This window comes from Bradyrhizobium sp. HKCCYLRH2060 (assembly GCF_051168135.1).
GTDB lineage: Bacteria > Pseudomonadota > Alphaproteobacteria > Rhizobiales > Xanthobacteraceae > Bradyrhizobium.
In genome coordinates this window covers 599950-620436 of sequence record NZ_JBNPUK010000002.1, presented here as the reverse complement: position 1 = coordinate 620436, position 20487 = coordinate 599950, and the positions used below count along the sequence as shown (strand labels likewise).

18 protein-coding genes are annotated in these 20487 nt (G+C 66.3%); 6 read left to right on the top strand and 12 right to left on the bottom strand.

Annotated elements, in window-relative coordinates:
- Positions 1–25: 25 nt before the first annotated feature.
- Entirely contained in the window at positions 26–769 is a 744-nt protein-coding gene (locus ACQR10_RS06700) for a crotonase/enoyl-CoA hydratase family protein (RefSeq protein ID WP_316215656.1), read from the bottom strand.
- 90 nt (positions 770–859) lie between these two features.
- Here ACQR10_RS06700 and ACQR10_RS06695 point away from each other — a divergent pair, with 90 nt between their 5' ends.
- The gene (locus ACQR10_RS06695; protein ID WP_316215657.1) at positions 860–1444 is read left to right on the top strand and encodes a TetR/AcrR family transcriptional regulator; all 585 of its coding nucleotides are present in this window, start codon (positions 860–862) and stop codon (positions 1442–1444) included.
- Between the two features lie 47 nt (positions 1445–1491).
- Here the strand turns inward: ACQR10_RS06695 and ACQR10_RS06690 are convergent, their stop codons facing one another.
- Positions 1492–2118, bottom strand: coding sequence for a LysE family translocator (locus ACQR10_RS06690; protein ID WP_316215658.1), 627 nt, complete (start codon positions 2116–2118; stop codon positions 1492–1494).
- Between the two features lie 909 nt (positions 2119–3027).
- Positions 3028–5004: a hypothetical protein gene (locus ACQR10_RS06685; RefSeq protein ID WP_316215659.1), complete on the bottom strand. Its 1977-nt coding sequence runs from the start codon at positions 5002–5004 to the stop codon at positions 3028–3030.
- A gap of 240 nt (positions 5005–5244) precedes the next feature.
- Between ACQR10_RS06685 and ACQR10_RS06680 the strand changes: the two genes are divergently transcribed.
- Together ACQR10_RS06680 and ACQR10_RS06675 are read left to right on the top strand one after the other, a co-directional pair.
- Complete coding sequence (locus ACQR10_RS06680; RefSeq protein WP_434911903.1) at positions 5245–7557, top strand: NADP-dependent malic enzyme; 2313 nt, start codon at positions 5245–5247, stop codon at positions 7555–7557.
- A gap of 149 nt (positions 7558–7706) precedes the next feature.
- Positions 7707–8162 carry a DoxX family protein gene (locus ACQR10_RS06675; RefSeq protein WP_434911902.1) on the top strand — a complete coding sequence of 152 codons (456 nt, stop codon included), beginning with the start codon at positions 7707–7709 and terminating at the stop codon, positions 8160–8162.
- A 9-nt stretch (positions 8163–8171) separates the two neighbouring features.
- Here ACQR10_RS06675 and ACQR10_RS06670 read toward each other — a convergent pair whose 3' ends face one another.
- The 4 genes from ACQR10_RS06670 to ACQR10_RS06655 form a co-directional block, all read right to left on the bottom strand.
- Entirely contained in the window at positions 8172–8732 is a 561-nt protein-coding gene (locus tag ACQR10_RS06670; protein ID WP_316180866.1) for a dihydrofolate reductase family protein, read from the bottom strand.
- Positions 8733–8751: 19 nt separating this feature from the next.
- Positions 8752–9708, bottom strand: a complete 957-nt coding sequence (locus ACQR10_RS06665) for a polysaccharide deacetylase family protein (protein WP_434911901.1) — start codon at positions 9706–9708, stop codon at positions 8752–8754.
- Positions 9709–9868: 160 nt separating this feature from the next.
- Positions 9869–10444 (bottom strand): glutathione peroxidase, encoded by a 576-nt coding sequence (locus tag ACQR10_RS06660; protein WP_316180865.1) that lies wholly within the window; start codon positions 10442–10444, stop codon positions 9869–9871.
- 154 nt (positions 10445–10598) lie between these two features.
- A complete protein-coding gene (locus ACQR10_RS06655; RefSeq protein WP_434911900.1) occupies positions 10599–12350 on the bottom strand; it encodes a L,D-transpeptidase family protein in 1752 nt (583 codons plus the stop codon).
- A gap of 226 nt (positions 12351–12576) precedes the next feature.
- Between ACQR10_RS06655 and ACQR10_RS06650 the strand changes: the two genes are divergently transcribed.
- Both ACQR10_RS06650 and ACQR10_RS06645 read left to right on the top strand, forming a co-directional pair.
- A complete protein-coding gene (locus ACQR10_RS06650) occupies positions 12577–13128 on the top strand; it encodes a CreA family protein (RefSeq protein ID WP_315800246.1) in 552 nt (183 codons plus the stop codon).
- A gap of 572 nt (positions 13129–13700) precedes the next feature.
- On the top strand, positions 13701–14039 hold the full coding sequence (locus ACQR10_RS06645; RefSeq protein WP_434911911.1) for a hypothetical protein: 339 nt from the start codon (positions 13701–13703) through the stop codon (positions 14037–14039).
- A gap of 77 nt (positions 14040–14116) precedes the next feature.
- Here ACQR10_RS06645 and ACQR10_RS06640 read toward each other — a convergent pair whose 3' ends face one another.
- Together ACQR10_RS06640 and ACQR10_RS06635 are read right to left on the bottom strand one after the other, a co-directional pair.
- Positions 14117–14890 carry a hypothetical protein gene (locus ACQR10_RS06640; RefSeq protein ID WP_434911899.1) on the bottom strand — a complete coding sequence of 258 codons (774 nt, stop codon included), beginning with the start codon at positions 14888–14890 and terminating at the stop codon, positions 14117–14119.
- A 39-nt stretch (positions 14891–14929) separates the two neighbouring features.
- Complete coding sequence (locus ACQR10_RS06635) at positions 14930–16651, bottom strand: type I secretion system permease/ATPase (RefSeq protein WP_316180858.1); 1722 nt, start codon at positions 16649–16651, stop codon at positions 14930–14932.
- A gap of 208 nt (positions 16652–16859) precedes the next feature.
- Here ACQR10_RS06635 and ACQR10_RS06630 point away from each other — a divergent pair, with 208 nt between their 5' ends.
- The gene (locus tag ACQR10_RS06630) at positions 16860–18512 is read left to right on the top strand and encodes an adenylate/guanylate cyclase domain-containing protein (protein ID WP_316236619.1); all 1653 of its coding nucleotides are present in this window, start codon (positions 16860–16862) and stop codon (positions 18510–18512) included.
- A gap of 11 nt (positions 18513–18523) precedes the next feature.
- Here the strand turns inward: ACQR10_RS06630 and ACQR10_RS06625 are convergent, their stop codons facing one another.
- The 3 genes from ACQR10_RS06625 to ACQR10_RS06615 all read right to left on the bottom strand — a co-directional run bounded on the left by ACQR10_RS06625 (position 18524) and on the right by ACQR10_RS06615 (position 20411).
- Entirely contained in the window at positions 18524–19870 is a 1347-nt protein-coding gene (locus ACQR10_RS06625) for an HlyD family type I secretion periplasmic adaptor subunit (protein ID WP_434911898.1), read from the bottom strand.
- Between the two features lie 119 nt (positions 19871–19989).
- Positions 19990–20259, bottom strand: coding sequence for a DUF6719 family protein (locus ACQR10_RS06620; RefSeq protein WP_315800240.1), 270 nt, complete (start codon positions 20257–20259; stop codon positions 19990–19992).
- Entirely contained in the window at positions 20259–20411 is a 153-nt protein-coding gene (locus ACQR10_RS06615; protein ID WP_315800239.1) for a hypothetical protein, read from the bottom strand. The genes ACQR10_RS06620 and ACQR10_RS06615 overlap by 1 nt, the downstream gene beginning before the upstream one ends.
- Positions 20412–20487 lie beyond the last annotated feature (76 nt).

The window sequence follows — 20487 nt, the reverse complement described above, 5'->3', positions numbered from 1 at the left end:
GTCTTGCGGCAAGGCCGCCACGGACTCAAGGACGCGGCATGAGGACCGCTGAGCGCATCGGGTTGCTGGCCTGATAGGCGGACAGCGTCAGCTCGCGGTCGATCGCGCCGCGCATCGCCTCAATGGCCGGGCGCCGCAGCCGCGTCTTTGCCGTGACATGCGACGCCCGGTGAATGCCTCTGAGCGCCGTGATGATCTCCTGGAGGGTCGCATCGACCTGGTCCGGCGCGACGACGCGGTCGAGCAGGCCCGCGGCCAATGCCTCGTCGGGCTCATACATCTCGCCGAGCGTCACCGTGCGGCTGAGCCAGGCCGGGTGAAGGCGGCTCCGCGCCAGCTCGATCGCAAAGGTGGGCGGTGCGATCCCGATCGCGACCTCGTTCAGCCCCATGCAATATGGCCCGCGCGCGCCGAGTCTGACATCGCAGCCGAGCAGCAGGAACGTGCCCATCGGAAACGCATGGCCTTGCATCACGCCGATCACCGGCAGCGGAAACGACAGCAGGCGCAGCGCCAGCTCCGCGCCGGCGCGCACCATCTCGAGGCTCTGCCCGGCGTCTCCGGTTGCGAACACTTTCAGGTCGAAGCCGGCCGAAAAGATGCCGGAACGGGCCGACCGGAGCACCGCGATCTCGGCGCCGGCTTCGGCCCGGTCGAGCGCCGCGCCGATCTCCCCCAGCATGGCCGCCGACATCACGTTGACCTTGCCGTCGTCCAGCTCGATCGTGGCGACGCCGTCCTTGACGTCGCAGATTGCTCCCCCGCTCATTTGCGCTCTCCCGTGTTCGTTGCCGGCTTGACTGTGAGAGGCTGATGTAGACCAATCAATATAATTTCCAGGCGAGAGGGGAGGACCATCATGCCGGCCGTTCCCAGGCATCGGCAGCCGATCATCAATGCGGCGCTCACGTTGTTTCGCCGGCAGGGCTATGCGCGTACCGGCCTGAACGACATCGTCGATTTCAGCGGCGCGCCCAAGGGCTCGCTCTATCACTACTTTCCGCACGGCAAATCCGAGATCGCGGTGGCGGCGGTCGAGGAGGCCGGCGCGCGGGTCGCGGCGACGCTCGAGAAGCTGGCGGCGGAATGCGGCTCGACCGCCGACCTGTTGCGGGCGCATGCGCGGCTGCTCGCGGGCTGGATGCGAAGCTCGGGCTTTCGCAACGGCTGCCCGATCACGACGGTGCTGCTGGAGCTCGCGCCGCGTGAGCGCGGCGTCAGCGAAGCCGGACGCCGCGCTTATGCGGCGCGCCTCGCGATACTCCGCCGCAAGCTGACCGAGGACGGCTTCGCCAGGACACGGGCCGACGCGCTGGCGCTGCTCTGCACCTCCGCGCTGCAAGGGGCGCTGATCCAGGCGCGTGTCGAGCGCAGCGGCACGGCGATCGAAACCACCGCGGCCGAGCTCGCGCGGCTGCTGGAGGCGGAGGCGGGGCGGCGTTGAGGGGAGAGCCGTAGGCGACCGCCGGTGAGGCGAGCGAGATCCCGCCGTCAGCTCGCGCGTCGCGCCAACAGCAGCGCGCCGCCGAGCCCGCACATGACGGCGCCCGACGCCTGGCGCATCCGCGTGACGAGGCTCGGCCGCCTGACCAGACCGTGCCGCGCCTTGGCTGCCCAGACCGTGACGATGAGGTCGACGCTGGTGTTGAGCGCCACCGAGATCAGCCCGAGCACGATGAACTGCGCCGCGACGGGAGCGGTGGGATCGACGAATTGCGGGATGAACGCGAGGAAGAATGCGGCCGTCTTCGGGTTGAGCGCCTCGACGATGATGCCCTCCCGGAACGCGCGCCGGCTGCCGGTCGTCGTCACCCCCGGCGGCGCCGCGATCCGCGCCTCACGCCACGTCTTGATGCCCAGCCAGATCAGGTAGCAAGCGCCGACGATCTTCAACACCGTGAACGCCTCCGCGCTCGCCATCACCAGCGCCGACAGCCCGACGGCGCCAGCGATCACGTGCACGAGCCCGCCGAGCCCAAGCCCGACGCTGGACGCCAGCCCCTCGCTCCGTCCGCCGGCCAGCGTCCGCGCCACGATGTAGAAGATGCCCGGCCCAGGCGTCAGCGCGACCACCAGGGCGGCAGAGAGGAACAGGAGGAAGGCGTGGAGATGGGGCATGACGTCGTCTTATCACCGCAGGCGGCTTTTCTTCAGCAGAAGGCGGATGCGATCGTCCTGCCTCGAATGGCATCCTGGGAGTGGGTCCCGGCCTTGAGCCGGCGAACGCCGGGACCCATAGTGCGTGATTTGTCGAGGAACGTGACTGATAGTTGCCGATCGTGCCGATGCCAGCCCGACGGGCAATCTCCGCATCTCTCTCATGCGCAAACTGCCCGTCGTGTTAGTTTGTCGCAATCATTCCGCTTGCGCCGTCGGGCAAATCACCGCCACATTTCCGGCCATCCCGCCTCGATGAAGAGGGACGGTTCGCGGTCGTCACGAGACGTGAGGCGGGGAGGCGGTGGCTGCAGTCTGTCGCAGCGCGCGTGGCGCGTGGACGAAAGGCAGGGTGCAGACGGTCAAGTCGTGTGGTCCTGACACCCCGATGCTGGTGTCAAGTTCGCGGCGGATGCCTTCCGGCATCGCGCGGATGACGGGGGCAAACAAGCCGGTCCCCGAGGAGAGCGCGAAGCAGCCGCAAAGCCCACCGCGCAGGGAATGCCGGATGTTCGGCTGAACCTGTGGTACCTGCCGCCTGCATTTTTTTTCGCAGGCGGGCCATGGGTTGCGGCCAGCACCCGGCATTCCCTGCGCCCTCTTCATCTGAGAGAGGGCCGAACGACCGGACAACTCGGGCGCTCGCGCCGCGGGATCGGGGACGCGCGTGGCTCGCGAGTTGACTTGAATGAGGGATGCGAAGAACGCGGACGTTCATGGGACAAAGGCCGTCCTCGCCATCGTACCGATGTCAGCCCCGTGCACAAATCCCATCGTTGTCATTCCGGGCTCGCGCTGCGCGCGCCCCGGAATGCGTAATGACGGAGGAGAGAGGCGGGGACTCACTCTCCCCTCACATCGCGGCTCAAGTCACGGCGCGGTCTGGGCCTCGATCTTGAACTGCGCCAGCGCGCTCGGCGGGTCGATGGCGATGAGCTGGGCGAGCTGCAGGGCTGGGACCTTGGCGCGCGGCGAGAGCTTCAACGTGAAGGTCTGGCGCGGGGTCTGGACGAAACGGCTGATGGCCTCGACGGCGCTGGCGACATCGATGTTGTCGGCGGCGACCTGGGCACCGATCGCCTTGATGCTGTCGACCAGCGCCTTGCGCGCGGCATCGCGCGTGATCGCATGACCGCGCGCGTAGTTGGCGACGAGCACGTCCACCGCGCCGAGATCGCGCAGGGTCAATTCCAGCCCGCTGGCCTCGATCTGCTCCGCTGCCGTCGTGGCCTGCTGCAGGTCGATGGTGAACACGTCGCGCGGCACCTGCGACAGCGAGACATTGGCCGAGGCTGCGATGAGGTTGCTGACCTCGAGCTTGAACGGCTGGAGCGCGAACGCGCCCGAGCTCTCGGTCCAGCCGAGGCCGAGATCGGCGTCGAACGCGGCGGTGTCGATGCCGGCGATGAGGAGCGGCAGCAGCGCCGGATTGGACGCATCCAGCGGACCGGCCATCTTGGCGACCAGGTGCGCCTGGGTCGGGATGGGACCGACGAACTGGCCCCAGTCGAGGCTGAAATTGTCGATCTGCACCGGCTTGGTGCTCGCCTTGTAGGAGGTCGTCAGCCCCTTCAGCTCGATGCCGCCGATCAGCTTGAACAGCGCCATGGCTTCGGCCGCACCGGGCTTGGCACCGGGCACGGCGAATTTGGCGGTCTGGCGCAGCATACCGCCCATGTCGAAGCGCTTGACCGCGAAGCGGCCGAGCTTGACCGGTCCGTTCGGGGTCCGTCCGTCGAAGCCCTCGAACGCGACGTCGCCCTTGCCGTCGTCGAGGTCGAACCGCGTCAGCGCGACCTTGACCGGGCCGTCGGGAGTCTCGACCGCCAGGCCTTTGACCTCGACGTTCTTGAACAGGACGCCGTCATAGATGCTGGCCACCTTGTCGATGAGGTCGGGCGTCATGGCGCTCGTTCGTGGCGACGTCGGCGTCAGGGCGGCGACGAGCGCGGGAAGCTGGATGCGCGACGGCCGCACGCCGAATTCGTCCATCGTCAGGGCGTCGATGTGCATGCGCATGCCGAGATCGGAGGTGATCTCGTAGAGGCCCATCCCGGCGGAGCCGCTGAGGCGGATGGCACGATCGTCGTTGGCGGACTCTGCCGCGAACAGGGCGACGATGGCGTTGATGTCGATGTCCTTGGTCACGATGTCGAGCATGCGGCCGCGCACTGTCTCGACCTTGCCGTTCGGCGGTTGCGCCGCCGTGCTGAAGGTGACTTCCTGGATCTTGTAGTTGTCGATGCGGCCGCCCTTGATGCCGTCCACCACCAGCCCGGAATAGCCGAATTCGGTCGGCCCGACCGAGGCGCCGCCTTCCATGGTGCCGGTGACCCGCGGTACCGTGGCCGAGGTTGCGCTGACGGTTGCGAGCTGTTGGGCGAGGGCGCGGGTGGTCTCGAGCGCCCCCGCACCGGCCGGGATCGCCGCGAACCGCGCGGGGCCGGCGTAATCCTTCACCACCAGTTGCGGCAGCTTGTAGCTCAGGCGCAGCGGCGAGGGGCCGGGGATCTGGCCGGCCATGGCGATGTCGCTGATCTCGATGCTGGCGGCCGTGGCATGCTCGGAATCAGGCTGGCTCAGGCCGGTCGCGGTGATGGTGCCGAGCACGACGCTGGCCGGCGGCTGGGTCGCCGATTCCAGCTTGACATCGGCGATTGTCAACTTGCGGCTCCACAGGTCGAAGGCGACCTTGCCATGGGTTGCCGTGGCGCCACTCTGCCGGATCTGGGCAAAGCTCGCCTCGACCTCGCGCTCGGCGCGGCTCTGGGCGTACCAGGGCACGCCGACGAGGCCAGCGACGGCCAGCGCGACAGCCGTGAGAATTCCGATCACGATACGGGTCATTTGATGTGCTCCGCCCAAGGCTTAGGCAGCAAGTGGTGATGGTCTCAATGAAATCGATGGAGTAGGGATGTGCTTCTGCGAATTGGGGAATCGCTGGCCCGGGATGCCGGCGAGCATGGTTTCGGATGTTGCATGAAAGCCGCCCAGCGTGCATCACATGCGCTTCCACCGGCCGGAAAAACCGACGTCTGACCGAGACTCAAGAGACCAAAAATCCGGGTCGGAAACGCTGGAGCACGTATGTCGTCGTCCTATTCTGAAGATCTTCGTTCCGCAGCCCTGGCCTATCACCGCCTGCCGCGGCCCGGCAAGCTGGAGATCCAGGCCTCCAAGCCGCTCGCCAATCAGCGCGACCTGGCGCTGGCCTATTCGCCGGGCGTCGCCGCTGCGTGCACCGAGATCGCCAACAACCCGGCCGAGGCGGCATCGCTGACCGCGCGGGCCAACCTGGTGGCCGTCGTCTCCAACGGCACCGCCGTGCTCGGCCTCGGCAATATTGGCCCGCTGGCCTCCAAGCCGGTGATGGAGGGCAAGGCGGTCCTGTTCAAGAAATTCGCCGGCATCGACGTATTCGACATCGAGATCGCGGCCGATACCATCGACCGGGTGGTCGAGACGGTCGCGGCGCTGGAGCCGACCTTCGGCGGCATCAACCTCGAGGACATCAAGGGACCGGAGTGCTTCGAGATCGAGGCGCGGCTCAAGGAGCGGATGAAGATCCCGGTCTTCCATGACGACCAGCACGGCACCGCGATCATCGTCGGCGCCGCGATCAAGAACGCGCTGTCGCTGTCCGGCAAGCAGCTCTCCGAGGTCAAGATCGTGACGTCGGGCGCAGGCGCCGCCGCGATCGCCTGCCTCAATCTGCTGGTGTCGATGGGCGCGCAGCGCAAGAACATCTGGGTCTGCGACATCGACGGCGTCGTCCATGAGGGCCGCAACACGCTGATGGACCCGTGGAAGGCGGTCTATGCGCAGAAGACCGACAAGCGGACGCTCGCCGATGTGATCGGTGGCGCGGACATCTTCCTCGGGCTGTCCGCCGGCGGCGTGCTGAAGCCGGAGCTGCTCAAGCAGATGGCCGAGAAGCCGCTGATCATGGCGCTGGCCAATCCCAACCCCGAGATCATGCCGGAGGAGGCGCGCGCGGCCCGGCCCGACGCGATGATCTGCACGGGGCGTTCGGACTTCCCGAACCAAGTCAACAACGTGCTGTGCTTCCCGTTCATTTTCCGCGGCGCGCTCGACGTCGGCGCCACCGCGATCAACGAGGCGATGAAGCAGGCCGCGGTCGATGCGATCGCGCAGCTCGCCCAGGACCCGCCGTCGGACGCGGTGTCCCGCGGCTTCGACACCGGCGAGACGCAAGGGTTTGGCCCGGGCTCGCTGATCCCCTCGCCGTTCGATCCGCGCCTGATCCTGCGCATTGCGCCGGCGGTGGCGAAGGCGGCGATGGAGTCCGGCGTCGCGACGCGGCCGATCACCAATTTCGACGAGTACACCGCGCTGCTGGAGCGTTTCGCGTTCCGCTCCGGCCTGGTGATGAAGCCGGTGTTCGCCAAGGCAAAGACGCAGCCGGTCCGCGTGATCTATGCCGAGGGCGAGGACGAGCGCGTGCTGCGCGCGACCCAGGTGGTGCTGGAGGAGAAGCTGGCGCGGCCGATCCTGGTCGGTCGCCCCAGCGTGGTCGAGGCCCGCATCAAGCGCTTCGGTCTGTCGATCAAGGCCGGGCGTGATTTCGACCTCGTCAATCCAGAGGACGATCCGCGCTACCGTTCCTATGTTCAGAGCTATATCGAGATTGCGGGAAGGCGCGGTGTGACGCCGGATGCGGCGCGCACGGTGGTGCGGACCAACGCCACGGTGATCGCGGCGCTTGCCGTCGTCAGGGGCGAGGCGGACGCGATGATCTGCGGCGTCGAAGGCCGCTACATGAGCCATCTGCGCCACGTCCGCGAGATCATCGGCTTCATGCCGGGGGTCAGCGACTACGCGGCGCTGGCGCTCACCATCACCAGCAAGGGCGCCTATTTCATCGGCGACACCCAGGTGCGGCCGGATCCGACCGCTGAGGAGCTCGCCGAGATGGCCTCGCTCGCGGCCAACCACGTCACGCGCTTCAACATCAAGCCGAAGATCGCGTTCGTGTCGCACTCCGATTTCGGCGGCTACGACACGGAGTCGTCGCGCAAGATGCGGCAGGCGACGGCGCTGTTGAAGCAGCATCGTCCCGACCTCGAGGCCGACGGCGAGATGCAGGGTGACACCGCGCTGTCGGCGACCGCGCGCAAGGCGATCCTGCCGCATTCCAATCTCGAGGGCTCGGCCAACGTGCTGATCATGCCGAATCTCGATGCCGCCAACGTCGCCTATCAGATGATCAAGGTGCTGGCGGATGCGGTCCCGGTGGGGCCGATCCTGATCGGTCCGGCGCGGCCGGCGCATATCCTCACGCCGTCGGTGACGGCGCGCGGCATTCTCAACATGACGGCGGTGGCCGCCGTCGAGGCCCAGGAGCGGGCGGGGAGGGCGCAGCCGACGCTGTTCGCGTAAAGCGGGTTGGCGTGATCGAAGTGTGGCGGAATTCGTCCGGTTTCGGTCGTATTCCGCCCGCCTTTATTGTTGAAAAGCGTTCGCGACGTCACATATCCGGCCCGGTAGGCCGGCGACACATCGTTTGAAGTTGATCCGTGAGGGCGAGAATGCCGGGTTTCATTACGTTCGGGCGCGTTCTGTTCGCCGTGATCTTCATCTACACGGGCGCGACCAAGCTGTTCGGCATTGCCGCCACCGCCGATCTGATCGCCGCCAAGGTCACGATTCCCACGATGCTCGCGCCCTATGCGGCGCAGCTCGAGGCCGCCGCCAAGATGCCGATGCCGCAGATCCTGGCGATCGCGGCCGGCGCGTTCGAGGTGCTCGCCGGTGTGATGATCGCGCTCAACGTCCTCGGGCGGTTGTTCGCGCTCTTGATGATCGTGTTCGTCGGCGCCACGATCTTCTACTTCCACGATTTCTGGAACCAGACTCCGCCCGATAACGCCAAGACCCTGATCGACGCGCTGAAGAACCTGTCGATCATCGGCGCGCTGTTCATGATCTTCGGCTACGGCAAGGGCCCGAAGGCACCGGAGCAGAGCGCCTACGGAGATATCTAGGAGGGAGCCTTAAGCGGATCGCTTCCAGGCGGTGACGCTGACGTCGTCGGCGGGATCGAGCATCAGCTGATTGGACGGCGTGTAGCCGTGGGCCGTCAGCACCTGCTGCGGCGATCGGTCGGGACCGACGCCTGGAAAGCACGGCGCGCCGCCGGGCAGGGAGACGTGGGGCGCCAGCGACAGGAAGAAGCTGTCGTAGCTGTCCATGAACATCTCGAACACGACCGGACCGCCGATCACGGCCACCGTGCCAGAGCTGACGCCCGCGGCTTCACAGGCGGCTTCGAAGGAGGCGCCCGCCGGATTCCAAAGGGTAGAGAGCGGCTTCTCCGGATCCGGCGCCAGCCCCGCGACCTTGCGGGTCACGACGATGCGCCGGCGCTTCGGCGAGTTCGGCTGGTCCTCATAGGAGTTGCGGCCATGGACGATCAGATCGGCGCCATCGAGGGCCTGGGAAAAGAATGCGGCGTCGCCGGGGAATTTCAGGGCGGGCGGCATCGCATTGTGCGCGTCGGCCAACATCCCGTCGGCCGACACGATCACGTAACCTTCGATACGAAGCTTGGTCACTGACGAAAGGAATCCTGTCTCATTCGGACACTGTCGTCACAACGCTCGAGACCGGCCTTTGGCTCACCGTCGGCAGCTTCGCGACCTTGCCGAGCTGCTCGTCATATTGCGGCAGCGACTGCACCGGCGCCTTGGCGCGCATCGCGACCACCTTGTAGCCGCCGGCCTTCAGGCGGCGCAGCATCTCGGGCAGGGCCTCGGCGGTATGCTTGTGGAAGTCGTGCATCAGGATGATGCCCTTGCCGAGCTTGTCGAGCTTCTTGAAGGTGACGTCGAGCACCGCCTGCGCATTGCGCGCCTTGAAGTCGAACGAGTCGAGATCGCAGGAGAAGATTCCGATGTTGCGGGTGCCGAGATAGGTCACCATCTCCGGCGGGTGCTGCAGGGCCGGGAAGCGGAAGAACGGCGCCGGCGAGTTGCCGCCGAGCGCCCACTTCACGGCGCTGATGCCGAGCTCGATCTCTTCCTTGCGCTGATCCTCGGTCAGCTTCTTGTTGGTCAGCGCCGCATGCGACCAGGTGTGCGTGCCGACCGTATGGCCGGCATTGTAGACTTGCTTCAGGATCTCCGGATAATAGGTCGCATGCTTGCCGATGATGAAGAAGATGCCGGTGGTGCACTGGTCGGCAAGCGCCTTGAGCACGCTGGGCGTGTTCTCCGGCCACGGGCCGTCGTCGAAGGTCAGCACGACCTCGTGATCCTTCAGGAAGTCAAGGTCCTTGAAGTGCTCGAAGCCGAAGCCTGGACCGCCGGTCGTGTCGATTTCGACGGTGCGGCCGACGCCGAGCGCCTCGGGGTTCATGCAGGGCGCGCGCGGCGGCTGGGTCTGCACCGCAGCGGCCGGAGCGGGTACGGGTGCGGCAGCAGCCGGGGTCGGTGCCGCCGCCGTGCGCTGCGCCTGCGACCACGCCACGCCAGACGTCAACAGCGAAGCCGCCAAAGAGCTCGCGAACACCAATCCTGCTGCAATCCGCATCGTGTTTCCTCGGGGTTGTTGCAACGGGAGCGCCAGTGCCGAGAGTCGCTCCGTCATCCGGCCGGGATATTAGCCCAGCAGCCGGAGTGGCGCCAAAAGGAAACGAGGCAAAAACACGGGGGAAGTTGCCGGCTTCCGCCGCATTCCTGCCGAGTGTTGCTCAGCCGTTCGCCAGCAGCCGGGCGACCGCGGTCTTGACCCGCGTCTCCGTCGGCTCGACCGAGGAGGCGAACACGTCGGCGATGTAGCCGTCACGGCCGATCAGATATTTGTGAAAGTTCCAGCGCGGCGTCTCTTTGGGCCGCGCCTCGGCGGCCCAGCGGTAGAACGGGTGGGCGTTGGAACCGGTGACCACCGCCTTGGCGGTCATCGGGAAGGTCACGCCATAGTCCTTGTTGGCCAGCTCGGCGATGTCGCCGGCGATTCCGGGCTCCTGGTTGAAGTCGTTGGACGGCACGGCAATGATCGTCAGCCCGCGCTCATGGAACTCGCTCCACAGCTTCTGGAGGCCGGTGTATTGCGGGGTGTAGCCGCACTGCGAGGCCGTGTTGACGACCAGCACCGGCTTGCCGGCGAAATCGGCGAGCCGAATCGGCTCACCGGCCAGCGCCGGGAAGGAGAAGCGGTAGGCGGTCATCTTGGTCACCGCATTGTCGGCATGAGCCGCCTGCGACGTGAGCGCCGCGCCCGACAACGAGGCGCCGATGCCGAGAACAACCATCCTGCGATTGATCATGTGAATCTCCCTGAGCAGAGCCAGCCCCGTCAGCATGAATGTGCCCGCGCTCGACCTGCCGATGCGTGAACGGCTTCGGCGTTGCGCTGGATCAGACTGCGTTGCGGCACGGGATACCCTTGCCGTAGGGCGGAAAGAGGGACGGCGTCGGTCTTCAGCGCAGCGAAAGGATGAAGTCCGTGCCCTCGCCGGTTTCGCCCTGGTTGATGCCTTGATCGGAGACGATCAGCGAACTTCCGGTTGACAGGGCTTCGCCGAGCCACGCCATCACGTCGGCGGGAATGGTGATGCGATCGAGCGCCTCGGCTGCGCTGCTCAGCTGAACGACCTGTTTCAGCTCGGCATCGGCGCCCGCGGACTTCTTGCCGCGCCGGACCGCCTTGGCGGCGCCATCGGTCGCCGCGGTGCTTCGCGCCGAGGAGGGCAGCGAGACGACCGACCAGCGCATCGTCGCCGGATCGGCCTTGTCAGCCGTCGCGGTGAACACGTGGGTGCCGAGCGGCTTGTCGCCCGGTGCGATGGTGACCGGGGTGTTGAACACCGGAGCGAAGTTCTGCCGCACGTACAGCTTCGAATCCTTGCGGCTGATGAAGATCGCGATCTGGCTGTTGCGCTTCAATTCGGGCTTGGGCGCAATCGGCTTGTCCGGCGCGGCAACACGCGACTGATCCTTGGCGAGATCGTTGGGATCGACCGCCTTCGCCGGTGCCTCTGCCGCCGGTGTGGACGGCGACGCAGGCTGGTCCGCGATCGGGGCGTCGGCGGGCTTGGACTCTACCGACTTGGACTCAGCCGGCTTAGACTCGGCAGGCTGGAGTTCGGTCGAACCGGTGGCTTCGGCATTCGATGCCTCAGCCGGCTTCTCGACAGCCGGAGCGGCCACCTGCGCAGCATTCGTTGGCTCGTTCGCCGGAGCGACGTCGCCGGGGGCAGACTTGGCCTCAGCGTCGGCGGTCGCAGGCCCAATCTTGGTCTCGGCGACACTGGGCTTCAGATCGGCAGTATCGCTTTGAACCTCCACCGGTGGCGAGCGCGATGGTTCGACGCTTGGGGAAGCATCCGAGACCATCGGTGGGAGTCCGTTGGCGTTGGCGGCGTCGGCGGTCTGCACCTGGCGCGACGCGGCGGGCGATCCTTCGCCGGAGCGCGGGCTCTCGGCATGACCGATCGTGGCGCGCAGATCCGCCGTCGCGACTGTGATCGCGGTGGTGACGGCGGCGCCCTTGTCCGACTTGATCGCCGCCGGCGCAGTCGCATCGGGTTGCACCGATGCGCTCGGCTGCGGCGCCTTCAGTGCAGCGAGCATGGGATGCGAGAAGCTCGCAGGAGCCACCTCGTTCGGCGTGACCAGGACTCGGGATCCCATCCGCGTCCAGCCATAGAAGCGGGTTGCAAAGCTTGGCGGCATGCGGATGCAGCCATGCGAGGCCGGGTAGCCGGGCAGTACGCCCGCATGGAGCGCGACGCCCGACCAGGTGATGCGCTGCATGAACGGCATCGGGGCGCCGCTATAGATGTTGGAGCGATGGAATTTCTGCTTCTGAATGACGCTGAACACGCCCATCGGGGTGGAATGTCCCTTCATGCCGGTCGAGACCGGCGCTTCCGCGAACAGACCGTTTGCGTCGTAGACCTTGAGCTGCTGCTTGTTGATCGACACCGCGATCGTGACCGGCCCTTGCGGCTTGGCAGCCTCCTTCTCGGTCTTCAGCTTGTCGAGGTGGCGCGCCTTGGCCTTGCGCGGCGCGGCCGGGCGTAAGGTCGGAGCAATGGTGACGGGCTGAGAGTCGTTCCAGTAGTAATAAGACGCTGCGTCAGCCTGTGAAGTCGCTGCGAGGGCAAGCGGAACTGAAACGATTGCTGCACAATAGAACCGCCCCCTGGCGGCCGCACGAACGCAGAGCATTCCGGCAAATCCTCAAGAACCATCTGGTCTTTAGTGTCGCAGACGGAGTCTGCGTTCACCAGCTTGGGGCTTCTGCCCTGCGTGATTTCGTTCCAATCGTAGCAGAAAAGCCTCACATCCCGTTAAACGGGTAGTGGAAGGTCACGGGCTGGAGCGCCTTCCTTGCAGGCATTTGTGTCCCTACATGGGCGGTATGCCGAGCATCGGCGGTATAACGGAGACCGACATGTCGTTCAGAGCCACCAAACGGTTTGATCTGTGGCTGAAAACCCTCGCTTGCCTACTGCTTATCGGATTGTCCTCGCCTGTCATCTCAGCATACGCCGCAGACGAGCCGGATCTGATCTTCCGTCGGTCGACCGTGTTCAAATTGCTCAGCCCGAATGACAAGCTCGCGACCTATGGCGTTGATGATCCAGAGGTCGAGGGCGTCGCCTGCCACTTCACGGTGCCGCAGAAGGGCGGATATGCCGGCTGGCTGGGCCTGGCCGAGGAGGTCTCCGACATCTCGCTCGCATGCCGGCAGATCGGCCCGATCAGGTTCAAGCGCAAGCTCGAACAGGCCGACGACATGTTCCGGCAGCGGCGGTCGCTGTTCTTCAAGAAGATGCAGATCGTTCGCGGCTGCGACGCCAAGCGCAACGTGCTGGTCTACATGGTCTACTCGGACAGGCTGATCGAGGGCTCGCCGAAGAACTCGACCTCCTCCGTCCCGATCATGCCTTGGGGCAAAGCCGATGACGGCGCAGTCCAGAAGTGCGGTGATTTCATTCAATGAGGGACGTGCCAAGAGATCGGCTGCCGAAAGCCTGGCTGGGCGGTTGCTGCTTGGCAGGATCGTGGCAGCCGATCAGCCGCACCAGGCTCTGCAGCGTCGAGCCGGCGTAGCTCTCGGTTCGCTGCTGCGCCATCGGCGTAAGCCAGGGAGCTGCGGCGAGACACTTTCGGCTTGGGTATGGGCAAGCGCTCGTCCATGGTGACCCTGAGGGGCAACTTCGTCCCCCAGCGCGCCGCGCTGCCGGATCGCTGTGGTGGCCTGGGAGGTTCTCCCTGGCGGCCACGGTTAACGCAAGGTCGTTAAGAAGCTCTCCATCGGGAGATTGACGATTGCCCCGGATGGCGCTGGCGCAGCGAAAGCAGGTGGTGCTTAGATCACTCTCGGTTTGATTGTACTTTGTGTCGTCGGGTGGGTCGCGATGAAACGAAGCGGAGGGGCCATGAAACCATTTTGTGCCCGTGCCGCAGGCCGCTTGAAACCTGAAGCGGGTAAGAAACCATCAGCGACATGCGAATCCTGTCGTTCCGGCCCGCGTGGATGACATGACGAAAAACAAGCACCAGCGGTCCACCATGCGTTTTCGGCTGGGCGCTGCGGCGCTTGCCGTGCTGGTGTGCCTCTTCTGGCCCTGCGTCGAGGCGCGGACGACGACCCGATTGCCAGATCTGCGCGGCGAGTTCGTCCGGCAGTGTGCGCCTCATATGCTCGACCGGTGGACGCATCCTGAAGCTGTCTGCTCCTGCCTGCATGATCATGCGGCCGCGATGGTGGAGGATGCCGACTTGCGCGAGGCGCTGCTGCGCGGGATCAGCGAGACCGGCGTGCCGACCATCGAGATCGATTGGGTGCCCGCACCGAAGCGAGCGGAGATCGGCCCCACGTTCACCAAGATCGCGAAACCCGCGCTGTAGTGCATGTTCGATCCGGCCAACTGATCAGCCGCCGGGCCTGATGTCGATCAGCATCGATCGTCCGGCGGTGCTCGTTGTCAGTCCAGGCCGTATTGCGACATCAGGGACTGCACGTCCGGCCGGCGCATGATGCGCGAGATCCGGGTACTGATGGCATCCTCGTCGCTGTGTCTTGACGATCTTGCAGCAGGCTTGGGTGCAGGACGGGCCGCTGCCGCGCCGGCACGGGTTGGCTGATGCCGTACAGGAGCAGGCTTTTCGGCGGACGACGAAGCGGCCGGTTGCGCCCCCGTGGCCTGTGTGGCCGCCGCGGCCGGGAGGCCGGACCGGGGCCGCGCGGCAACAGGAGCGATCGCGGGGACCAGCACCGGTGAAGCTGCGGCCGTGACGGGCGGAGTCGGGGCTGGTGCCATCGGGCCTGCTTCGGTGGTGGCGGCCGCGGGCGGTGTCGCGAGCGCTGCATTCGACGTCTTGGCAGCTTCAGCAACGGGCGCGGCGGCCGTGAGCGAGTTGGTACGCGTCTGCGACGAGGCTGCCCCAGGCGCCGGGACGGGCGCAGCCAGTGCGGTGAGCGCCGGGGCTGGCGGCGAGATCGGCGCCGGCGGCTCGATGACCGGAAGCGGGGCGGCGATGGCGGCATTGCCTGCGGAGGCGGCCTCGCTGGTGATCTTTTCGCTGCGGTCCAACTCGGGCTTCCTGATATCGCTGGGGACATTGAGGGCCTGGGTTTGCGCGTGAGCCAGCATCTGCCGCGCGGTCATCGGCGTCTCCGCCGAAGCCGAGATCGGCAGCAGGACGGCGGTCGCGAAGGCCAGCTGCAGGGTCCTCGTTGACGATGTGAACTTGATCATGACCGGCTCCTTGCGATGTGCGATCTGCACTGGGTTCGTTCAGGCCGCTGCGCTGGCGGTCGCCCGGTCGTGGGCGATGACGACACGCTGGCCGCGCATCTTGGCGATCACCTCGTCGCGCGGGCCGAATGCCAGCGTCTTGCCGAAGGCCATCACCATGATGCGGTCAACATGCGCCAACAGCTGCGGACGGTGAGTGACGACGATCACGGTGCGACCGGCGGTCTTCGCCTGGGCCAGGGCGTGCGCCAGCGCCCGCTCGCCGTCCTCGTCGAGGTTCGAGTTCGGCTCGTCGAGGATCAAGAGCCGCGGATTGCCGTAGAGCGCGCGGGCGAGGCCGACACGCTGCCGCATGCCGCCGGACAATGCCACGCCGCCTTCGCCGATCGGCGTGTCGTAGCCGTTGGGCAGGCGCAGGATGACCTCATGCGCGCCGGCGGCCTTGGCGGCAGCGACAACGGCTGCTTCGTCGACCTTCGCAAGCCGGGCGATGTTGTCGGCGACGGTGCCTGAGAACAGCTCGATGTCCTGCGGCAGGTAGCCGATGTGCTTGCCAAGCCGGTTTGGGTCCCATTGGCTGTAGGCGGCGCCGTCGATGCGGATCACGCCTTCGCGCAGCGGCCAGACCCCGGCCATGGCGCGCGCCATGCTCGACTTGCCGCTGGCGGAGGCGCCGACGATAGCGAGGCTCTCGCCGGCCTTGAGCGAAAAGCTGACGCCCTTGACCGAGGGGCGGCCGGCCGCCGGCGGCCACACCACGGCGTTCTCGACGTCGATGTCGCCGCGCGGCGTCGGCAGCGCCGTCGGCGCAGCCGTGACTGGCAGGGCCTGGAACAGCTCCTCCAGCCGGCGATAGGCGGAGCGGAATGCGATGATGCGCTTCCACTGCCCGACGACCTGCTCGACCGGCGCCAGCGCGCGGCCCATGATGATCGACGTAGCCATCATCGCGCCGGGCGAGATCTGCTGCTCGATCGCGAGCCAGGCGCCGATGCACAGCAGCGAGGTCTGCACCGCCATGCGCGCGAACTTGGTCACGGAATGCATCGCCGCGCCCCGCTCGACGAGGGTGCTGTGGGCATCGACCATCGCCGACTGCCGGCAACTCCAGCGGTCCATGACGATGTCGCCCATGCCGAGGCCGCGCACGACCTCGCCATTGCGCAGCGCCGCCGCGACGAAGCGCGAGGCCTCGTTGGCCAGCGCGTTGGTGCGCTCGACGCTGGCGCGGGTGTAGAATTCGGTGAGCAGCGCCAGCGAGAACAGCACCGTCGCGCCGAGCAAAGAGAGGATTCCGAGATAGGCGTGCTGCAGAAAGCACAGCGCGACGAACACCGGCGTCCACGGCAGATCGCAGGCGATGGCGGCGGTGCCGCTGGAGATGCAGTCGCGGATGGTCTCGGCGTCACGGATGATCTGCTGGCCGAAGCGATGCCGCGGCGACAGCTCCGCCTTCATCATCGTCTCGAACAGCGGGTGGCGCAGCGTGCCTTCGAACTGCACGCCGGCACGGGCCAGAACGCCGGAACGGGCGAATTCGAGGACGCCATACAGCACGAGGAAAACACCGACGATGAGCGTCAGCATCACCAGCGTGCCGAGATTGCGGCTGGTGAGCACGCGGTCATAGACCTGCATGGAGTAGAGTGGCGAGGCGAGCATGCTCGCATTGATGAAGAGGCTGAGCACGAAGGTCGCGGTGAGCGCGGGAAAGCACGCGCGGAGCGCGGTTCCCAGCGGGCTTCGGGTGGTGCTCGTCATGTCGGATCCCCTTGCGATGGTGCTGGGGAGCTTGGCCTGGGCGCCCGTCGTCGACCGTGACTGACCTCACATAGCTCGAGGCGGATCTGCCGGCGCTTGAGTTCGCCGGTTGCAGCCGCTACCGGATGGATCAGCCGTGCCCAGATTTCGCACTTGCCTGAATCACAGTGACCTCATGCCTGCCGTAACCTCCCAGAACATCCGGCTCGTGTCGGGCCTCGTCCTGTTTGCCTTCGCTGCGACGCATTTTCTCAACCATGCGGTTGGTCTGTTCAGCCTCGAGGCGATGGACGAGGTGCAGGAATGGCGATTGGTCGTCACCCGATCGTGGCCGGGAATGATCGTGCTGGCGGCGGCGCTGCTCGCCCATGCCGTGCTTGCGTTCACCAAGACGGTTCAGCGCGGCACGTGGCGGCTGTCCTCGTGGGAGCTTGTTCAGATCGCCACCGGATTTGCGATCCCACTGCTGTTGCTGCCGCATGTCATCGAGACCCATATCGCGCATGCGCTGTTCGGCGTTCAGGACGGCTACCTTTATGCGCTGGCGTTGTTGTGGCCCAAGGCGGCCTGGATTCAGACCGCGCTGCTGCTGCTGGTCTGGATCCACGGCTGCATCGGCCTGCATCATTGGCTGAAATTCCGGAGCTGGTACCGCCTCGTGCAGCCGCTGCTGGTTGTCCTCGCCGTCGCGGTGCCGATGGCGGCGCTGATGGGCTTCGTGGTGTCCGGACGCTCCGTCGCCGGCTTGCTCGGCAATCCCGGCATGGCCGAGCAGATGCGCCAGGTCACCCATTGGCCGAGCGAAATCGACAGGAAGTGGATCGGCCTGCTGCAGGTCTCGGCGCAGATCGCGATCGTCGCGCTGCTCGTTGCCGGCGTGACGATCATCGTATTCCGTCACGTCGCGTCGCTCGCGGCACCGAAGATTGCCATTGCTTTCACGGGGAGCGCGACGGTGCAGGCTGCGGTCGGTCCGACGCTGCTGGACATCATCAGCGGCAACGGACTGTCGCACCGATCCGAATGCGGCGGTCGTGCCCGCTGCGGGCTTTGCCGTGTCCGGGTCGATGAAGGTGCGGAGACGCTGGCGCCGCCCGGCCACGCGGAGCGTGCCATGCTCGCCGAATTGGCGGCACCGGTGAATGTGCGCCTGGCCTGCCAGATCCGCCCTGGGGCGCCGCTGACGATCACGCGTCTCGTCGGCGGCCAACGAGAGGAGAGGGTGCCCGCCGTCGACGGCCTCCAGACTGAGCGCCGCGCGGTGTGTCTGGTTCATGTTCGGGTCCGCGCGGTGGCGACCATCGCGCGCGACCGGTTGCCCTCCGACCTCGGCTTCATGATGAACGAGATCTTCGGCGCCATTGGCGGAGCCATCGAAGCCCGGTCCGGGCGCATCGATCGTTTCCTCGGCGACGGCGTGCTCGCCGTCTTCGGCGAGGAGCAGGGAGCAGAACAAGGCTGCCGCGATGCGCTGCAGGCGATCGGCGCCATGGACGTGGTCATGGACCGCGTCAACGAAAAGATCGCCGCGGAGATCGGTCGGCCCGTGGAGCTGGCGATTGGTGCTCACCTTGGCGACATCGTTGTCGGGCAACTGACCCTTGGACGCACCTCGCAGGTGGCTGTGCTCGGACTTGGGACGGAGTGGCCGGCGCTTCTGGCTGATTTGGCGGAGACCAGAGGCTGGCAGCTCGCAATGTCCGGGGGCGTGGCGACAGCTGCCGGCCTTGTTGATCTGGATGGAGCGATGCGTGAGAGGCTTGCCGATCCGGAACAGGGTCGGGAGCTGGACGCCATCGGCGTGCGGCGTGCCCGCGACCTTGCAGTCGTCGCGGGCACGCCACCAGCGCCGTCGGCATAGGTGCTCTCGGCTCATTTCTCGCGGAACGTCTTGGCGAGCGTGTTGAGCAGCGGGCCGACCAGATATTCGAGCACGGTGCGCTCTCCCGTGGAGATGATGACGTCGGCCTGCATGCCCGGCAGGATCTTCTCGGCGATCTCGGGCGGGATGGTCGAATAGTCGATCACCACGCGCGCCGAATAGTAGCTCTGTTTGCTCGCCTCGTCGGACATCGCGTCCGCCGAGACGCTCGAGACCTTGCCGAAGATCGTCGGCGTGGTGCGCGAGGAGAAATTGGAGAAGCGCACCTCGGCCCTCTGGCCGATCGCGACGCTCTCGATGTCGCGCGGCGAGACGTGCGCCATCACGTCGACGCCTTCGCCGACCGGAACGATCTCGGCGAGCGTATCGCCGGGCTTCACGACGGCGCCGACGGTGTGGACTTTCATGTTCATGACGATGCCGTCGCGCTCGGCGCGGATGTCGACCCGGCGCAGCACGTCCTCGGCGATGACCAGCTTCTCGCGCAGGTCCGACAGCTTGGCCCGGGTGCCGTCGAGCTGCTGACCGACCTCGGTCAGATATTTCTGCAGCGTCTGATCGATCTGCAGGCGCGTCTGTGCCGCCGTCTGCGTCAGCCGCGCGACGTCGGCCTGCGCCTGGCCGAGGTCGCCTTCGACGCGGGCGCGCTCGCGTTCCAGCTCGAGGAACTTGTTGCGCGGATAGTAGCCTGCGGCGACCGCCGGGCGCACGTTGTTCATCTGCGTCTCGAAGCTCGCGATCTGCGCGGAGAGTGCGGCGCGCTGGCGGTCGCGGCCGGCGAGCTCCTGCTGCTGCTGGGCGATCTGCGAGTTGAGGATGTTGATCTGGCTGATCAGGCCATTGCGACGCTCGACGAACAACCGCTGCTGGTCGGCGATGGCAAGCGCCGCCTCCGGCACGTTCTGGCGGTTGAGCAGCGCGTCGGGAAATGTGACCATCCGCGCATTGCCGCGCTCGGCGAGCAGGCGCGCCTCCTCGGCCAGCGCCGCGTCCATCTGCTTGCGCAGGAGGTCGGTGTTGGCCTGGGCCTCCGTCGGCTGCAGCCGAAACAGCAGGTCGCCGCGATGCACGGCGTGAGTTTCCTTGGCCAGAATCTCCCTGATGATTCCGCCCTCACGGTGCTGAACCACCTTGTGATCGCCGGAGACGGACACGGTGCCCGGTGCGATCGCCGCACGATCGAGCGGCGCATAGGCCGCCCACACGCCGAAGCCGCCGAACACCAGCGCAATCGACAGATAGCCGAGCAGGGCGTAGCGGCTGAAATCGGCCTTGACCGGCTGCGGCCGGTCGGCCGCTTCGAAGAAGCCGTGATCCTGCACCGCTGACATCGACATGCTGCGTCCCCGAGATTGTCCGTGGGGCAGGAGCATCGTCGATGCACAGATTCAGGACTGTGCGGAAGGTCACGTGCCGGAGGCCGGCTACGTATGACGGCCCAATCGAACGAGATCAGCTACTTCCTTTTCGGCCCGAACCGCGGCACGCATTTCGTGGTGCGGACAATACCGGTTTCGGCCATCTTGGAGCCCAAGACCTCCTTCACCTGGCCGGCGGGGCAGGTGCCGTCATCGACCAGCACCCGCTGGCCGAGCCGGAGATCCGTGATGTCCTGCTCGCGCCCGACATATTGCGCCTGTGCGGGTGCGGCAACCAAGAGCAAGATACCGAGGACGCCGAGAGGGCAGGCTGCGACGTCCGCGAACGCGAAGATTTGAGAACGCATCACTTCCCTTCGATCTTCAGGCCTTTGGGCCCGAGATTGATCTGGACACCCTCGGGCTGCTTCTTGGCCTGATATAAATTGTAGCCGAGCACGATGATCGCCGCGCTGAGAATGCCGAGGAGGAAATAGAGGATATTGCGGTGGTCCGACATGCCAAAATCCAAAGTATGTTACCGTCGTTCGTATGCGCGAATGTACGAGCGGCCTTGCGATTCTGAAAGCAGCGGC

Coding starts and splice junctions, on each gene's coding strand:
- ACQR10_RS06700 (WP_316215656.1), bottom strand. CDS start 769: ATGAGCGGGGGAGCAATCTGCGACGTCAAGGACGGCGTCGCCACGATC.
- ACQR10_RS06695 (WP_316215657.1), top strand. CDS start 860: ATGCCGGCCGTTCCCAGGCATCGGCAGCCGATCATCAATGCGGCGCTC.
- ACQR10_RS06690 (WP_316215658.1), bottom strand. CDS start 2,118: ATGCCCCATCTCCACGCCTTCCTCCTGTTCCTCTCTGCCGCCCTGGTG.
- ACQR10_RS06685 (WP_316215659.1), bottom strand. CDS start 5,004: ATGACCCGTATCGTGATCGGAATTCTCACGGCTGTCGCGCTGGCCGTC.
- ACQR10_RS06680 (WP_434911903.1), top strand. CDS start 5,245: ATGTCGTCGTCCTATTCTGAAGATCTTCGTTCCGCAGCCCTGGCCTAT.
- ACQR10_RS06675 (WP_434911902.1), top strand. CDS start 7,707: ATGCCGGGTTTCATTACGTTCGGGCGCGTTCTGTTCGCCGTGATCTTC.
- ACQR10_RS06665 (WP_434911901.1), bottom strand. CDS start 9,708: ATGCGGATTGCAGCAGGATTGGTGTTCGCGAGCTCTTTGGCGGCTTCG.
- ACQR10_RS06660 (WP_316180865.1), bottom strand. CDS start 10,444: ATGATCAATCGCAGGATGGTTGTTCTCGGCATCGGCGCCTCGTTGTCG.
- ACQR10_RS06655 (WP_434911900.1), bottom strand. CDS start 12,350: ATGCTCTGCGTTCGTGCGGCCGCCAGGGGGCGGTTCTATTGTGCAGCA.
- ACQR10_RS06650 (WP_315800246.1), top strand. CDS start 12,577: ATGTCGTTCAGAGCCACCAAACGGTTTGATCTGTGGCTGAAAACCCTC.
- ACQR10_RS06645 (WP_434911911.1), top strand. CDS start 13,701: ATGCGTTTTCGGCTGGGCGCTGCGGCGCTTGCCGTGCTGGTGTGCCTC.
- ACQR10_RS06640 (WP_434911899.1), bottom strand. CDS start 14,890: ATGATCAAGTTCACATCGTCAACGAGGACCCTGCAGCTGGCCTTCGCG.
- ACQR10_RS06635 (WP_316180858.1), bottom strand. CDS start 16,651: ATGACGAGCACCACCCGAAGCCCGCTGGGAACCGCGCTCCGCGCGTGC.
- ACQR10_RS06625 (WP_434911898.1), bottom strand. CDS start 19,870: ATGTCGATGTCAGCGGTGCAGGATCACGGCTTCTTCGAAGCGGCCGAC.
- ACQR10_RS06620 (WP_315800240.1), bottom strand. CDS start 20,259: ATGCGTTCTCAAATCTTCGCGTTCGCGGACGTCGCAGCCTGCCCTCTC.
- ACQR10_RS06615 (WP_315800239.1), bottom strand. CDS start 20,411: ATGTCGGACCACCGCAATATCCTCTATTTCCTCCTCGGCATTCTCAGC.